The organism is Polaromonas sp. DSP2-3-2b2, from assembly GCF_049895905.1.
GTDB lineage: Bacteria > Pseudomonadota > Gammaproteobacteria > Burkholderiales > Burkholderiaceae_C > Polaromonas.
On the sequence record NZ_JAFCTH010000001.1, the window covers coordinates 37,977 to 53,188 of the forward strand.

14 protein-coding genes are annotated in these 15,212 nt (G+C 63.6%); 5 read left to right on the forward strand and 9 right to left on the reverse strand.

Annotated features, from left to right (window positions below):
• Positions 1-90: 90 nt before the first annotated feature.
• From malQ to ACP7AD_RS00225, 4 genes are all read left to right on the forward strand, one after another.
• The gene (gene malQ / locus ACP7AD_RS00210; RefSeq protein WP_426144975.1) at positions 91-1,590 is read left to right on the forward strand and encodes a 4-alpha-glucanotransferase; all 1,500 of its coding nucleotides are present in this window, start codon (positions 91-93) and stop codon (positions 1,588-1,590) included.
• Positions 1,591-1,673: 83 nt separating this feature from the next.
• On the forward strand, positions 1,674-3,266 hold the full coding sequence (locus ACP7AD_RS00215; RefSeq protein ID WP_426144976.1) for a DNA-3-methyladenine glycosylase 2 family protein: 1,593 nt from the start codon (positions 1,674-1,676) through the stop codon (positions 3,264-3,266).
• Between the two features lie 128 nt (positions 3,267-3,394).
• On the forward strand, positions 3,395-3,919 hold the full coding sequence (locus tag ACP7AD_RS00220; protein ID WP_426144977.1) for a methylated-DNA--[protein]-cysteine S-methyltransferase: 525 nt from the start codon (positions 3,395-3,397) through the stop codon (positions 3,917-3,919).
• A gap of 17 nt (positions 3,920-3,936) precedes the next feature.
• Positions 3,937-4,872, forward strand: coding sequence for a DMT family transporter (locus ACP7AD_RS00225; protein WP_426145251.1), 936 nt, complete (start codon positions 3,937-3,939; stop codon positions 4,870-4,872).
• 13 nt (positions 4,873-4,885) lie between these two features.
• Here the strand turns inward: ACP7AD_RS00225 and ACP7AD_RS00230 are convergent, their stop codons facing one another.
• From ACP7AD_RS00230 to ACP7AD_RS00270, 9 genes are all read right to left on the reverse strand, one after another.
• The gene (locus ACP7AD_RS00230) at positions 4,886-5,545 is read right to left on the reverse strand and encodes a DUF1345 domain-containing protein (protein ID WP_426144979.1); all 660 of its coding nucleotides are present in this window, start codon (positions 5,543-5,545) and stop codon (positions 4,886-4,888) included.
• 65 nt (positions 5,546-5,610) lie between these two features.
• Positions 5,611-6,060 carry a surface-adhesin E family protein gene (locus ACP7AD_RS00235; protein ID WP_426144981.1) on the reverse strand — a complete coding sequence of 150 codons (450 nt, stop codon included), beginning with the start codon at positions 6,058-6,060 and terminating at the stop codon, positions 5,611-5,613.
• A gap of 331 nt (positions 6,061-6,391) precedes the next feature.
• On the reverse strand, positions 6,392-7,642 hold the full coding sequence (locus tag ACP7AD_RS00240; protein WP_426144983.1) for an efflux RND transporter periplasmic adaptor subunit: 1,251 nt from the start codon (positions 7,640-7,642) through the stop codon (positions 6,392-6,394).
• A 39-nt stretch (positions 7,643-7,681) separates the two neighbouring features.
• Positions 7,682-10,051: an ABC transporter permease gene (locus tag ACP7AD_RS00245; protein ID WP_426144985.1), complete on the reverse strand. Its 2,370-nt coding sequence runs from the start codon at positions 10,049-10,051 to the stop codon at positions 7,682-7,684.
• Complete coding sequence (locus tag ACP7AD_RS00250) at positions 10,048-10,815, reverse strand: ABC transporter ATP-binding protein (protein WP_426144987.1); 768 nt, start codon at positions 10,813-10,815, stop codon at positions 10,048-10,050. Before ACP7AD_RS00250 ends, ACP7AD_RS00245 begins: the two co-directional genes overlap by 4 nt.
• Entirely contained in the window at positions 10,812-11,858 is a 1,047-nt protein-coding gene (locus ACP7AD_RS00255; protein WP_426144989.1) for an alpha/beta fold hydrolase, read from the reverse strand. The genes ACP7AD_RS00250 and ACP7AD_RS00255 overlap by 4 nt, the downstream gene beginning before the upstream one ends.
• 8 nt (positions 11,859-11,866) lie before the next feature.
• Complete coding sequence (locus tag ACP7AD_RS00260) at positions 11,867-12,523, reverse strand: DUF6064 family protein (protein ID WP_426144991.1); 657 nt, start codon at positions 12,521-12,523, stop codon at positions 11,867-11,869.
• Positions 12,520-13,110, reverse strand: a complete 591-nt coding sequence (locus ACP7AD_RS00265) for an NAD(P)H-dependent oxidoreductase (protein ID WP_426144992.1) — start codon at positions 13,108-13,110, stop codon at positions 12,520-12,522. Before ACP7AD_RS00265 ends, ACP7AD_RS00260 begins: the two co-directional genes overlap by 4 nt.
• A gap of 184 nt (positions 13,111-13,294) precedes the next feature.
• Positions 13,295-14,401, reverse strand: a complete 1,107-nt coding sequence (locus tag ACP7AD_RS00270) for an Acg family FMN-binding oxidoreductase (RefSeq protein ID WP_426144994.1) — start codon at positions 14,399-14,401, stop codon at positions 13,295-13,297.
• A gap of 473 nt (positions 14,402-14,874) precedes the next feature.
• Here ACP7AD_RS00270 and ACP7AD_RS00275 point away from each other — a divergent pair, with 473 nt between their 5' ends.
• Positions 14,875-15,210 carry a DUF6321 domain-containing protein gene (locus ACP7AD_RS00275; protein WP_426144996.1) on the forward strand — a complete coding sequence of 112 codons (336 nt, stop codon included), beginning with the start codon at positions 14,875-14,877 and terminating at the stop codon, positions 15,208-15,210.
• The last annotated feature ends 2 nt before the right edge of the window (positions 15,211-15,212 follow it).

Below are 15,212 nucleotides of genomic sequence, written 5' to 3' on the forward strand. Positions count from 1 at the left end.
GATCAAATCGGAAGCGTTAGTAGTTACTATAAGTTTCGCCCACGGGCCACCCTCCATGCGCTCCAACCATTTTTTCCATTGACACCCACCATGACCTTTCCCCGCGCCAGCGGCGTGCTGCTGCACCCGACGTCCCTCCCCGGCCTGCACGGCAGCGGCGACCTCGGCCCGGCTGCTTACCACTTCGTGGACTGGCTGGTCACGGCAAAGCAGCGACTCTGGCAGATCCTGCCGCTGGGCGGCATCGGACCCGGCAACTCGCCCTACATGAGCAGTTCGGCCTTTGCCGGCAACCTGCTGCTGATTGACCTGACCGAGCTGCAGCAACGCGGCTGGCTGGACGAAGCCGACCTGCTGCCGGACGCCGGCTTCAGCGATGCCCGCGTTCACTTTGGCGCTGTCGTGCCTTGGCGCATGGCCCGGCTGCAACAGGCCGCCGCCCGCTTTGCGCACAACATCAGCGCCGCCGACCAGGTGGACTTCGCCGACTTCTGCCTGCACCACGCCGTCTGGCTGGAGGATTACGCCCTGTTCATGACGCTGGCCGAAATTCACGCAGGGCGCGACTGGAGCGACTGGCCCGCGCCGCTGGCCAGTCGTGACGCGCAAGCCTTGCAGCAAGCGAGCAGCGCGCATGCCGAACGCATCGCCTTCTGGAAATTCGGCCAGTGGTGCTTTTACCGGCAATGGAAAAAGCTGCGCGCTTACGCCAACGAGCACGGCGTGAAAATCATCGGTGACGCGCCCATCTTCATCGCCTTCCAGAGCGCCGAGGTCTGGGCGCGTCAGGAATTGTTCGAACTCGACGCCGACGGCCGCGCCACCGTCATCGCCGGCGTGCCGCCCGATTTCTTCAGCGCCACCGGCCAGCGCTGGGGCAACCCGCTGTACCGCTGGAGCGCGCATGCAGCCGAAGGCTATGCGTGGTGGATCGAGCGCGTGCGGCGCATCTTCGAGCTGGTGGACATCGTTCGCATCGACCATTTCCGGGGCTTTGCCGGCTACTGGGAAATCCCCGCCAGCGAGCCCAATGCCATCCGGGGGCGCTGGCTGCCCGGCCCCGGCGCCGCGCTGTTCCAGGCGATTGAAGCCGCGCTCGGCGCGTTGCCCATCATTGCCGAAGACCTCGGGGTCATCACGCCCGACGTGGACGCATTGCGCCATGAATTCAGCCTGCCCGGCATGCGCATCCTGCAGTTTGCCTTCGGCGAGGATAGCGACAACACCAACGCCTACCAGCCGCACAACTATGACAGCAACACCGTGGTCTACACCGGCACCCATGACAACAACACCTCGCAAGGCTGGTGGCTGGATGCCTCGCCCGCGCAGCGCCAGCATGTGCTCGACTATCTTGGAACGGGCGACGGCCACGACATCCACTGGCAACTGATCCGCGCCGCCAGCGCCAGTGTCGCCGACACGGCGATTCACCCACTGCAGGATGTGCTGGGCCTGGGCGCCGAGCACCGCATGAACCAGCCAGGCCAGAGCGAAGGCCACTGGGAATGGCGCTTTGGCTGGCACCAGATGCAGCCCGTGCATGCCGAGCAGCTGGCCCGGTTTGGCGCGCTGTACCGGCGCGAATGACGGATCGCGCGGGCGGCCAAACCGTGGTTTGACAGGTCCGGAAACGGCCAGTTGCCGTTCCGTGCGTACCGTATCATCGCCGCATGATGACGAAAACCGCCCTGCTGGCCGATGACGATTGCTACCGCGCACTGGAGGCGAAGGACGCCCGTTTTGACGGCTGCTTCTTCACCGGCGTGACGTCCACCGGCGTTTACTGCCGGCCGGTCTGCAGCGTCAGGACGCCGCTGCGCCAGAACTGCCGATTCTTTCGCCACGCAGCGCAGGCCGAAAGCGCGGGCTTTCGGCCCTGCCTGCGCTGCCGGCCCGAAATGGCGCCGCATTCGGTGGCCTGGTCGATCCAGGATGCGTCGTTCATCCTGGCGCACCAGGCGGCCCGGCTGCTCGATGAGCCGGAGCTTGCCCCCACGCTTGTCGCTTCGCGTACTGCGCTGCCCCCCGAGGGGGCTGGCCTTGCTTGGGGCGGCCCGGCGCTGCGGCCGCCATCTATCAAAGGCCTGGCCGCGCGGCTGGGCGTCTCCGACCGCCATGTGCGGCGCATTTTTGAGGCTCAGTTCGGCGTCACGCCGCTGCAATATCTGCAAACGCGCCGGCTGCTGACAGCCAAGCAATTGCTGACCGACACCGATATGCCGGTCACGCAGGTCGCCTTGACGAGCGGCTTTTCCAGCGTGCGCCGCTTCAACGCCGCGTTTGCCCAGCACTACCACCTGAACCCGACGCAGCTGCGCCGCCAGGGCGAGCGGCCCGTGGGCGACGGCATCACCGTGCGACTCGGCTACCGGCCGCCTTATGACGTGGCGGCGATGCTGGCATTCCTGGGCAGGCAAAGTATCAATGCTATTGAATTCATGGCATCTACTGCTGACCAGCACAGCGCCGGAATGACGTTTGGCATCGAATCCGACGGCAAAATGCAAGCCGGCTGGCTGCTGGCCCGGTTTGACGAGGCGCGCTGCCAGCTGGTGCTGCAGGTCAGCGACTCGCTGCTGAGCGTACTGCCGCTGGTGATCCGCCGGGTGCGCGCGATGTTCGACCTGGACGCCGACCCGGCCGCCATCAGCAGCGTGCTGCAAGCGCGCTTTCCCGCGGGCGACGGACTGCGCGTTCCCGGCGCGCTCGACGGCTTCGAGCTGGCCGTGCGGGCGGTGCTCGGCCAGCAGGTCACGGTCGCGGCGGCGCGCGCGCTGGCGCAGCGCATGGTGGACCGCTTCGGCGCGCCCATTGAAACCCCGTGGCCGCAATTGACCCGGCTGTTTCCGACGGCCGCCGTGCTGGCCGCCGCCAGCAGCGACGCGCTCGGCCAGATCGGCATCTTCAGGCAACGCCAGGCCGCCATCGTCGGCATCGCCCAGGCCGTCGCCGACAAGCGCCTGCAGCTGAACGCTAGCGCCGATGTCAACGCGACCATCGCATTCCTCAAGGAACTGCCCGGCATCGGCGACTGGACAGCGCAGTACATCGCCATGCGCGCGCTGCGCTGGCCCGACGCGTTTCCGGCGGGCGATGTCGCCTTGCACAAGGCGCTGGGCGTGCAGGCGCTGAAAAATCCGGCCCGCCAGGCCGAACTGGCATCAACCGGCTGGAAACCGTGGCGCAGTTATGCCGTCATCCGCGCCTGGAGCGGCCTGTTGCCCCCAGCGCCAGTCACGCCACTGCTTCTGGGAAAAGGCTAAATTGCTATACAAATAATAGCTGCTTGCGCAAGCCCCACCTGCGCAAAGCCCATAAAATGCTTAAGAAAACGATTTTATCCCCTGGTCACAGAGACACCGGCAAACCAGCGACACTTCAGGAGATCACCATGAAATTCGATTCCTCCATCGTTCAAACCCGCGTTCCCAGCCCGCTGGGCTCCATCGCCATCGCGGCCACCGACAAGGGCCTGGCCGGGCTCTGGTTTGCCGAAAACCAGCGCTATTTGCCATCCGAACTCACGGATTCAAAAGCCTGGCCGGAAGACGCGAATCATCCGGTGCTACAGCAGGCCAGCCAGCAACTCGGCGAGTATTTCGCCGGCCGGCGCTGCCGGTTCGACCTGCCGCTGGACTTGAGCAGCGGCACGGCTTTCCAGCAATCGGTGTGGCAGGCGCTGCTGGCCATTTCGCACGGCGAAGTCACCAGCTACGGCGAAATCAGCCGCCGCATCGGCCATCCGGCGGCGGTGCGCGCCGTGGGCGGCGCCATCGGGCGCAACCCCGTCAGCATCATCGTTCCCTGCCACCGGGTGACTGCCAGCAGCGGCGCGCTGACCGGCTACGCCGGCGGGCTGGCGCGCAAGACCGCCCTGCTCAGGCTGGAATGCGCACTGACCGAGAGCCTGTTTTGAGCGCCCGGCCTTCCGCGATGGGCGCGCTCGCCGCCGCTGGTCTTGCAACGGCCGGCCCGAAAAGCTGGGTCACCGACTTCTTGCTGCTGGCCGCCATCTGGGGCTCGTCTTTCCTGTTCATGCGCATCGGCGCGGTCGAGTTCGGCGCACTTCCGACCGCCGCTGTGCGGGTGGCGATTGCGGCGCTGTTTTTGCTGCCGCTGGTGTGGCTGCGCGGCCTGCTGCCGGTGCTTCGGCAAAACTGGAAGCGGATCTTTTTCATCGGCCTGCTCAACTCAGGCATTCCGTTTGCCTGCTTTGCTTTTGCGCTGCTGTCCATCAGCACCGGGCTGTCGGCCATCTTGAATGCTACGGTGCCGATGTTCGGCGCGCTGATTGCCTGGGTCTGGCTCAAAGACAAGCTGACCGCCTGGCGCGTCGCGGGCCTGGCCATCGGCTTTGCCGGCGTCGCGCTGCTGGCCTGGGACCAGGCCAGTTTCAAACCCGGCGCCTCGGGCGTGGCGCCCGCCTGGGCAGTGCTGGCCTGCCTGCTGGCCTGCATCTGCTATGGCATTTCGGCCAGTTACACCAAGCGCTTCCTGTCCGGCATGCCGCCGCTGGTCACGGCTGCCGGCAGCCAGATCGGCGCCACGCTGGGCCTGGTCCTGCCGGCGCTGTGGCTGTGGCCGGCGCGCATGCCGGGCGCCCCGGCCTGGCTGGCGCTGCTGGCCGTCGGCGTGGTCTGCACCGGGATCGCCTACATCCTGTTTTTCAGGCTGATTGAAAACGCCGGACCGCCGCGCGCGCTGTCGGTGACCTTCCTGGTGCCGGTGTTTGCGGTGCTGTACGGCGTGCTGTTCCTGGGCGAGTCGGTCACGCCCTGGATGGTGGGCTGCGCCGGCGTGATCGTGGGCGGCACCGCGCTGTCCACCGGCCTGCTCAAGCCCGGGCGCGGGCGCGCACCGCCGCGCTGACCGGCGCTATTGCCTATTGCAGTGCGCCGGCCACCACATTGATGCTGAGCGCCAGCACCAGCATGTTGAAGCCAAAGGACAGCACGCTGTGGACCAGCGTGAGCCGGCGCATCTCGCGCGAGGTGACCTGCACGTCGGAGACCTGCGAGGTCATGCCGACCACATGGGCGTAGTACAGGAAATCGAAATAGTCCGGGTCCAGCCCGCCCGGAAATTTCAGGCCTGGCCCGTCGGGCTCGTTAAGCATTTCTTCCTGGTAATAACGGTGGGCATAGCGAAACGCAAAAATCGTCTGGATGAACAGCCACGAGGCGATCAGCGCCACCACCGACACCGCAATGTGCAGGGTTCGCGCGAAGCCCGACAGGTCCTTGCCCTGCTGCATCATGACCACGATGGCCGCCACGCAGGCCAGTGTCGCCAGCAGCATCAGCAAAAACAGCACCACGCTGGGTTCGTCCTGCGCCTGCGCCCGCTCGCGGGTCCGCCTGGCGTCGAAGCGTTCGCACAGCCACCAGGCCAAGGCCAGGTAAACCCCCACGCCAAGGCTCCAGCCCAGCAGCCCGCGAAACTGCCAGACCAGCGGCAAGGGCAGTGCTGCACCGGCCAGCCCTGCCAGCAAGCCCACAAGCAGGCGCTGCAGACCCGTGGTTTCGGAAAGATGTTTGCGCATGGCGCCAATTGTGACCTGCGCCGACAGGGGCTACGCGCCCCGCAAACGGCTGGGCCGACGACGCTTCATTCCAGCGATTTGACAGCGGAATGCTTGCAGGCAGCGCGCACTACCCGCTGCGTGGGCGCGCCCTGAATTTCCCTGAAGGCCATGAGACGAATATCCGTCGGGCCAAACGTGACGGTCCTGAATGGCTGGCCTTTGAAGTCGGGCTCCGCATAAAACGAAGCACGCACGAAGCGAGCGCTTGCCTGCTTGCAATCCACCGCTACGGCACTTTCAAAAGACCGAAACACAATGCCCTCCTTGCTGGTTCTTGGAAGCACCCGGCTGACCCGAATCGAAATCACAGGAAGGCCGTTTTCTCGCGCCAGCGAAGCAGGGTCGAATTCGATGTAATCCGCCACCGGGTTGGTCGGGTCGCCCACAAGCGTCAGCCAGCTGGACGCCGCCAGGCACGGCATTGAGGCGATGGCCAGAACGCAGCCCACCCATGCGGCGCAAGTCAGCTTCATCGCTGAACGCTGGTCGTTATCGGGTAGACAGTTAATTGAGCCAAGTATTGCATTCATTTCCCTTGAAAGTTCATTTGGTCAAGCCCGCATGGCGACTCGATTCGCAGCATTGGCCGCAACAGCGGTTCAAATCCAGCCGCCGCATGGCAATCCTGGATTTTATGCATCATTGAAAAGCAGCCGTAAAACGCCAGCCCTTGAGTCGGCAAAAAGGTTTGAAAAACGATTGACTATCTTCAATAGGCGAAGGGTGATCTGCGGAAGGCGTGGCAGCCTGGACAGGGGCATCATGGAGCTGGAGTTGAACCCCATTTCGCGGACACCTTGTGGCTCACACCTTGCGTGCCTTGACGCGCACGCCGTCCTGCACCGCAGCCGGCGGGTACACGATCACCTGCTGGCCCGGCGCGAGGCCGCTGCGGATCCAGGCCGCGCTGCCGTTGCGCGCGCCCAGGACTACGGGCACCTGACGGGCGCGCCCGCCGTCGGCCAGGAACACCGCATAGCGCGGCCCGAGCGCCGGGCCGCCGCTGGCATTCCTTCCAGATCCTGCAGCGTCGGCCGGCAGCGGAAACACCGCGCTCACGGGCACCTGCACGGCCTTATCTTCGGCCAGCGTGACGATGCGCACGCTGACGCGGTAGCCGTCACCGAGCGCCTGCCAGTCGGCCTGCGGGCTGGTGATGTCGATCAGCACGCGCACCCGTTGCTCTTCCACGCCCAATGCCGAAACCTTGGTGAACGCTGCCGGCTCGACGCTGCGCACGCGTCCCTCCAGGGTGGTCGGGCCACCCCAGCGTTCGATCATCACGCGGCTGCCGGGCCGGGCCGTCGGTGCGTCGGTGGTCAGCAGCTCGGCGACGATTTCCAGCCGGTGCGTGTCGCCGATCTCAAACAGCGGCGCGCCGAGTGCCACCGCGCCCTCGCTGGTTTGCAACACGCGCAGCACGCGGCCCGCGCTGGGCGCGCGAACGGTGAAGCCGCGCTGGCCAGCTCCGGCCGACGGCTCCCGCGTCGCGCCGAGTGCGGCGCGGGCCTGTTCAAGGTCGTGCACGGCGATGCGACGCTCTGCCGCAGCGGCTTCGACTTCGCGCTGCACGCCCAGCGACGCGAGCCGGTCGGTGTCGAGCTTGGCCGGTGCGATGAATCCCTGCTGCGCCAGTTGCTCGCTGCGGCGAAAGTCGTTTTTCGCCTGATCGAGCGCTACCTGCGACCGGGCGATGCGGGTTTCGGCACGCTGCACGTTGTCCTCCGCGCTTTCCACGCGCGCCTGCAGCTCGCGCAGTGTGCGCTCGTCGCGCATGGCAGGCAGCACCGAACTCAGCAGCGCCAGCGCCATGTCGGCTTTGACCGCGTCGCCTTCCTTCAGCGTGATGCGCGCCAGCTTTCCGGCCAAGGGTGCAGACACCACATACCGGTCGGCCAGCCGGGTCTTGCCGTCTTCGTCGATGGTGGTCTCGAAACGGCCCTGCGTCACCGGCACCAATTCCACTTCCACCGGTCGCGGTGCGAAGGCCCAGGCGACGGCGAGCGCCAGCAGCACCGCAGCGCCACCTCCTGCGATCCAGGTTTTACGTTTCATGGCTGTTTCATTTCATCATTCGAAGATTCAATCATTCGATCACTCGCGTGTCTTCAACGCGGCCACCATGTCGAGCTTGTCGATGCGCCTGCGCACCACCAACGCACTGGCCACACCCGATATCAACACCGCGATGCCGGCCCAGGCGTAGGTAGCCGGCTGAATGACCACCGGGAATAAAAATTGGTCAGACTTCAGCAATCCGGCAATCAGATGCACCAGGCCATAGCCAAGCACCATGCCCAGCGGCAGCGCGACGGCAATGCCAATCGCCATTTCGCCGAGCAGCAGGCCCGACACCTCGGTGCGCGTGAAGCCCAGCACCCGCAGGCTGGCCAGCTCCCAGGTGCGCTCGGCCAGCGCGATGCGCGCATTGTTGTACACCACGCCGACGGCAATCACGGTGGCAAACAGGGTCAGCACCGTGCTCATGATGCGGATGTTGCGCGCGCTCACCTCCTGCATGTTGCGCAGCAGGCTGGCCTTGCTGAACACGCCGACCACGCGCGGCAGTTGCTTGCTGGCTTCCAAAAACGCAGCCTCGCGTCCGCGTTCGACCACGACTGCAAACCAGCTCGACTGGTCACCTTCCTGCAACAACCGGTTCAGCGTGCGGCGCTCAATGTAGGCATTCATTCCCATCATTTCCTGCACTGTCATGCTGAGCCGCACGTGGAGCATGCGCTGCCGGCCTTCCAGCACCTCGACCTGCACCAGATCGCCGATGCGCAGGCCGAGCTTGTCGGCCAGCCGGTCGGTCATGACCAAACCATCGTCATCCAGGCGGCTTACCTCGCGGTTGCGCTGATCGATGATGCGGGTCAATTGGGGATGCTGGGTCAAACCCCGTATCGAGCCGCGCTCATCGCGGTGGCCGTTGACGAAACGGACCGCCACGTCGCGGCCCGACTCCACCGCCGTCACGCCGGGCAGGCGCGCCACTTCATGGCGGGCGCTGTTGTCTGCGGCATCCAGCATCCAGACGATCACATCGCTGCGCATGCCGACGTTGAACTGCGAATCAACGATGTAGTCGATGGCGTCACTGAAGAAGTTGCCCATCACGACGATGGCGACCGAGGCCGCCACGCCGCCTATCGACAGCGCCGTGCGAAGCAGCCGCCGCTCCATGTTGCGCAAAATCATGCGCAGCGCCGGGCTGATCTGCGTGATGCCCAACCGCTCGACCACCGTGCGCCGGTACTGCCCGGGCGCTGCCGGCCGCATTGCTTCGGCGGGGGCCAGCCGTACTGTGGCCAAAATCGCATTCAGTGTGCCGAGCACGGCCGTCACTACCGTAATGCCGATGCTAATTACCAGCAGCCACGGCGCAACGCTGTGCTCAAAATTCGGGAAGTGGAAAGACTGCGCGTATAAGCCGGTGAAGAGCGAGCCCAGCCAATTGCCGAGGGCTACACCAAGCACCAGGCCAAGCGCGACGATCACCAGCACCAGTTTGAGGTAATGCAGGCCGATGGTGCGGTTCGGGTAGCCCAGCGCTTTCATCGCCGCGATCTGCTCGCGCTGCGTGGCCACCAGCCGCGACACCACCACATTGAGCAAAAAGGCCGCCACGCCAAGAAAGATGGTCGGCAGCAGGGTGCCCAGCACCCGCTGCTGCTTGATTTCATCTTCAAGTGTGGCATGTGAAGACTGGTCCGCGCGGCCATAAGCCTCGCGGCCGCCATAGCGCGCGAGCTGCGCCGACAGCTGGGCAATCACGTCATGTTCCGATGCGCCAGGGGCGAGCTTGACGGCAATGCGGTTGAATGCGCCTTCCATGTCGTAGGCTGCAGCCAGCGCTTCCAGTGGCACCCAGAACACGCCAAAGCCGCGCAGGTCGGGCACGCCTTGCTGCCCGGCAAAGATGAACTCGGGCGACAGGGCAATGCCCGCGATTTCCAGCGTGCGGCGCTTGCCATTGATCAGCGCGGAAATTTGCGAGCCTGGCACCAGGCCGCGCGCGTCGGCAAACGCCGCCGATACCAGCGCCGGAATCGCCTGCCCCGTGCGCTGCGTCGCGTCCAGCGCGCGGCCATTGCGCACGGTCACGCGGTTCATGCGCGCCGGCGCCCGTGGGTCAACACCAATCAACTGGCCCACGACCGGGTCGGCCACGCCCGGCAGCTCGATGCGAACGACCTCCTCCAAGGTCGTTTGCACATCTGCCACGCCAGGCATGGCAAGGACGGTTGCGGCCAATGCATTGGGCGCGCGCTTGACGCTGGCAAAAACGTCAGCAAAGCCGGCGCTGGCGTAAAAGCGGTCGCGCGCCAGGGCGAGCGAGTCCACCGCCGACAAGGTGGTGATAAAGCCGCCGACGCCGCTGGCCACCACCAGCGCGATGGTCAGCACCTGGCTCCACATCAGGCGCATGTCGCGCAGCAGCTTGCGGTCGAGCGCCTTCACCAGCTCAGCTCCGACGGGCTGACCTTGTGCGTATTGATCTCGATTTTCTGGATCCGCCCGTCGCCCAGATAAATCACCCGGTCGGCCATGCCCGCAATGGCCGCGTTGTGCGTGATCACCACCGCCGTCGTGCCAAGCTCGACATTGATTTTGGCGATCACTTCAAGCACCAGTTTGCCGGTTATGTAGTCAAGAGCGCCGGTTGGCTCGTCGCACAGCAGCACATCGGGCCGCTTGACGATGGCACGCGCTATCGCCACCCGCTGCTGCTCGCCGCCCGATAGTTGTGCGGGAAAGTGGTCGCGCCGCGGCGTCAACCCAACCAGTTCGATGGCTTCATCGACCGGCATCGGGTTGGTCGCAATGTCGGTGACGAGCGCCAGGTTTTCGCGCACCGTCAGGCTGGGAATCAGGTTGTAAAACTGAAACACAAAGCCGACATGCTCGCGCCGGTAGGTGGTGAGCTCGCTGTCGCTGGCGCCCGTTAACGCATGGTCGCCAAACCGGACTTCTCCGCTGGAAGGCAGATCAAGCCCGCCGAGAATATTGAGCAGGGTAGATTTTCCACTGCCCGAGGCGCCGAGCAGGACGACAAACTCGCCACGGCGAATTTCCAGGTTCACATCGCGCAGCGCATGCACCTCGACCTCACCGCTGCGGTAGACCTTGGCCAGGTCGCGAGCGCTGAAGACCACTTTGCCGGTCGTTGCGGCGGCCTGTGTGGGTGGCACCGTTGGTACGGGCAAATCGGCTGCGTGCGTCATTTACCTGATGCCCTTGGTTGGCGCTCTGGCGGTTGAGCGCCGTCATCGGGCTTAGAGTTTTCGGGCAGCGCCTTGTGGGCCAGCAGTTTCAAGATTTCGGCCCGGACCTCATCGTCATGGCCGACCCAGGCATGCCCGCCATGGTCGAAGCCGAGAAATTTCGCTCCTTTTATTTGGCTGGCCGTGTACTGCGCGCTGGAGTAAGTGCCATAGCCGTCGTCGCGTGCGCTGACAACCAGTGTGGGCGCTCGGATCGTTTCCAGCGCATAGCGCCCCAGGCTTTTGCTAAGAACCGAGTCGCTGGCAAGGCCCGCCGCACGTGCGGACACCGGCAGGATGTGGTCGAGCATGGCATTGACCCGCGCCCGTTCCTGCGCGCTGGCCGCAGCCACCTGCTCAGGCGGTGTGGCCAGCACCAGCTCGATCAACGTATTGCGCGCCACATGCAGCCCGGTCCAGAACAAAAAGTCAGAACTGACCAGCTTCATCAGCATGGTCAGGGCAAACGACGGTAATGCCGGCGCAGAAGCGGTCAGCGCGTCAGGCTTCCAGGCCAGCGGCACCATCAGCACCAGCGCGCTGACCCGCTTCGGGTGGCGAATCGCCATCTGCATGGCCGATGGGCCACCGGCTGAGCCGCCCATCACTGCGGCCCTTTCAACGCCCAGCGCGTCGAGCAGGCAGATATGGGCATCAGCCTGCGCAGCCGGCGACGGGTCAGCCGGCATCGGCGTGCGCAGGTAGCCAAAGCGCGACATCGCGATCACACGAATGCCGTGCTGGGCCAGCGCGCCCGCAAACGCCATGCCCTGGTCATGTCCGCCGCCACTGCCGTGCACCACCAGCAGCGGCCTGCCAGCGCCAGCTTCCTGGTATTCGATGGGACCGCAGCGCGTGGCAACCAGTACGCTGCCTTGCGAGGCACGGGCAGTGGCCTGCAAGATGTCCTGGTTGAAGCGCCACCAAATCAGCAAGGTGGCGATGAGAGCGATGAGCGCGATCAGACCTGCTGCAGCTAACTGGACAGAGCGTTTTAAAGTCACCTGAAATTTCATGCGATACCGTCAGGTCTTGCAGCGGTGGCTTTTGATCGCACCAGCAAAACGATACCAACACCGCCCGCAACAACGAGTCCAAGGTCTGGCGGTACATTGAATAAAAACGCGGCCTGGCTACCCACAAAACACCACAGAACTGGAACAACAAGTGGACTGTGCGGGTACGGCGCGACCAAAAATGCAAGCAGGCCGATCGTGAATATTGTGGTCGGGCACGGCAGGCCAAATGTTGGCACGGCCGGGTAACGATGTCCGGCGAGATATGTCCACGCCGGGTATATGAACGTGGCAAAAATCAACAAGCCCCATCCTGCCCGCATGCGCCAACCCGATGATGGTTTGAAAATCAATTTGCGGCGAACGACCCCTTGCCAACAGAAAACCGCTGCGCCGCCGACAAATAACGCAGCGAATCCATACGCCAGTGGATTGATCGCCGTGAAAAAAGCCAAGTGGTAGGCCAGCGCTTGCCAAGCCCAAAAAATCGTGAGGATGGCCGAGATGCCTACGCTTGAATACCTGCGCTGCCTTAATAAAAGCACGACGGCAAGCACACCCAAGGCCATCACAGGCAATTGCATGGGCCAAACGGCAGCGTTGTAGGCGCTGAAAACCCCATAAAACTCGGCAGTGGTAAACGGTTTGTTCACTCTGCCTTTGCCCCAAGACGCTTAAGCTTGGCTAGCCATTTGGCGGCATCTGATGCCTTCATGTCGCCTGTTAGTCCAATCAAGGTTTCATTTACTGGCGCAATGCCCACAAAGCCCAGGATGTTTCGCTCCAGCGATTTGATGCTGTGGGCTCGAAAGTACCAGCGGTACACCAGGGCGGGCATGCCCATGGTGACCACCACCCGCGCCGAGCGTCCGGTCAAGGCCTTTTCGCCCCAGGGACTGCCACCTGCTTCACGCGTGAATGCAAAGCCGGGTCGCGCCACCTGTTCCAGAAAACCCTTGAGCAATGCAGGCATGTCGCCCAACCACAAGGGGAAAAAGAAAACAATGTGCTGAGCCCAGGCAATGTCAGCTTGCGCTGGCTTCAGACTGGCTGGAACCGCACCCTTTTCCCATTCATGCTGACTGCGCAACAACGGAAAATCAAGCTCGGCCACGTTGATCTGACGCACAAAGTGTCCGGCCCCTTCAGCGCCAGCGCGGTAGTTAGCGGCCAGCGTATGGGCTAAATGTGGCTGGCTCGTATCAGGGTGACCTTGAATCAACAGGATTTGTTTGGACATCGTTAATTTCATTGGGATTGGAATCGACCAACTGAAGACCTTTGCAGGAAAGCCGGCAACGCGGTCAGCTGCTCGGCCGTGAATGCAATTAGCATAGTCAGTCCTGATGGCTGTTGCCAATGCGGCAAATCACCGTGCCGCCATAAACACGATTTCCCTGCGACTGCGCTGCGCTTCAATCGTTTCATGTCAGCACAGCATCCACAGGCCGGCGCAAGGCACGCGGCATTTCAGGCCCACGGCCGAACCGAACAACGAGGTCGGGGCGGCGATCCCCGATGCCTAGGAAACCGGCGAACTGCGGCCGGATTGCCGAGACTTCCACAGGCTGATTCAAAAAGGCATTTCGAATACCGAGCGCGGTCGCCTGCAAGGCAAAACGCTCGTAGCAGCGGCCGGCTTCAATCCAGTGGGCCTTGTCGTTTGCTTGTGAAACAAAGATGGCGATGCCGGCCGAGCTGCGAACCTGTTTGGCATACTTTTCGTTTTCGTGATCGGTCCTGAAGAACGCGGGAAACAGCGCGCTTCCCAGCCAGCGCGGCACCGATGGATTGCCCGACGCGCGCGAGAACAAGCCATCCCCCGTCCGAATCGCCTCGGCATCACCAAAACGGATCCAGGCCTTGAGTTCTGCCACAAAAGCGGGGTCGTTCATTTGCGCTGTATTTCCCTGGACGACGTACTCAAGCGCTTTTTCCATCGCCGCTTTTTCAGTCAGAAAAATGAGCTGCACACCGTCGCCTCTGCCGGCTTGTTGCAACAGCTTCAGCTCTCCGGTGGAAAGAGGTTTGCCATCGAACTCGGCCCGGGTGCATTGGCGTGCGGGAATGGCTTGATAAAGCAGCGACGTGACGGCTTGGGTCGGCTCCAGCGCCACCCGAATTCCGCCACCCGGCGCCGTATCGAAGCGCGGCTGCGCCTTCAGGCCATTCGCCAGTGCTGCCTGAACCAAATTTTCGGTGGCGCAGCCCAGCGAAACGTAAAGATGGTGGTCGTCCGGATCGACAGCGGGCGTGCGCCGCGTCAGGTCTGGCAGGATGGTGATGGCGTCCTGCTCGACGCGGAACTTCCAGCACTGGGTGTTGTGGCTCGACGACGCCAGAGTCGCATAGCGCACCAGTTCACGCCGAACCGCCAGGCTGTCGCCGGTCGCAATTTCAGCCGGGCGCCAGATCCTGCGCACGGTTGTGTCGTAACTGTCGTCGCCGGAAGCTGAAGAACAGGCTTGCAGAACAAGGGGAACGCCTGCCAGCGCCGCCCCTGACCGGATGAATTGCTTGCGTGTCAGCATGGGTTGATGTCCTGGTTGGAACGCGTACCGGCCAGCTCCATGGGCGATGCTTCAAGAGACCGCACCGAACAGCGACCCGGCAACCGCCATGTCTGCGCCAACTGATCCATGATCGGCCGGGGCGTAGACCTGCTCGACCGGGAAAGACAAATTCATGGAGCAAGCTTGCAGCTTGTGCTGGCACGCCATGCCCGTCATGCCCAAGATTGCGGTTGACCAATGAAACCATGCTACGCAGGCGGCGTAGCAACTCGTTGATCTTCGTCCATTCGAGGCGATGGCGTACGTTTGATCTGGCAACCAGATGTTAGGCAGTGCGAAGCCATCTGCAAACCTGTAGGACCGCACAAACTGCTGAGTCAGCCAGTGTGCCAATATGCGAAAAATGTAATAAAAACACCATCTATCGCATGCAGGACGGGCGCGATAAGCTATTTTTTGCATAGCATCAACCCATTTCCAAAGGAATCGGCATGGCGACATCGAACGCAAAAAAGAAACCGCTCAAGGACCCCAACGGCAGATTGACCGACACAGGGCGCGCAGCCTACAAAGCCAAAGATGGCTCCGATCTCAAGCCGGGCGTGCAAGGCCCGGCGGACACGCCCGAGAAAATGCTGCGCAAGGGCTCGTTCCTGCGCCGCCACTTTGCCACCTTGCGCGGCCCGCTGGGCAAGCCCACTCGGCTGGCGCTGCAGGCCCGGGCCTGGGGCGAGCCGGCCCCCAAGACCGAGGCGGCCGCGGCCAAGCTTGCCGAGAAGGGCACGCGCTTGCTGGCGCGTTACAAAGAAACTAAATCTAACAAATAACC

Bases quoted from the DNA above. Each gene is read 5' to 3' on its own strand.
- malQ (WP_426144975.1), top strand. From the start codon at position 91: ATGACCTTTCCCCGCGCCAGCGGCGTGCTGCTGCACCCGACGTCCCTC.
- ACP7AD_RS00215 (WP_426144976.1), top strand. From the start codon at position 1,674: ATGATGACGAAAACCGCCCTGCTGGCCGATGACGATTGCTACCGCGCA.
- ACP7AD_RS00220 (WP_426144977.1), top strand. From the start codon at position 3,395: ATGAAATTCGATTCCTCCATCGTTCAAACCCGCGTTCCCAGCCCGCTG.
- ACP7AD_RS00225 (WP_426145251.1), top strand. From the start codon at position 3,937: ATGGGCGCGCTCGCCGCCGCTGGTCTTGCAACGGCCGGCCCGAAAAGC.
- ACP7AD_RS00230 (WP_426144979.1), bottom strand. From the start codon at position 5,545: ATGCGCAAACATCTTTCCGAAACCACGGGTCTGCAGCGCCTGCTTGTG.
- ACP7AD_RS00235 (WP_426144981.1), bottom strand. From the start codon at position 6,060: ATGAAGCTGACTTGCGCCGCATGGGTGGGCTGCGTTCTGGCCATCGCC.
- ACP7AD_RS00240 (WP_426144983.1), bottom strand. From the start codon at position 7,642: ATGAAACGTAAAACCTGGATCGCAGGAGGTGGCGCTGCGGTGCTGCTG.
- ACP7AD_RS00250 (WP_426144987.1), bottom strand. From the start codon at position 10,815: ATGACGCACGCAGCCGATTTGCCCGTACCAACGGTGCCACCCACACAG.
- ACP7AD_RS00265 (WP_426144992.1), bottom strand. From the start codon at position 13,110: ATGTCCAAACAAATCCTGTTGATTCAAGGTCACCCTGATACGAGCCAG.
- ACP7AD_RS00270 (WP_426144994.1), bottom strand. From the start codon at position 14,401: ATGCTGACACGCAAGCAATTCATCCGGTCAGGGGCGGCGCTGGCAGGC.
- ACP7AD_RS00275 (WP_426144996.1), top strand. From the start codon at position 14,875: ATGGCGACATCGAACGCAAAAAAGAAACCGCTCAAGGACCCCAACGGC.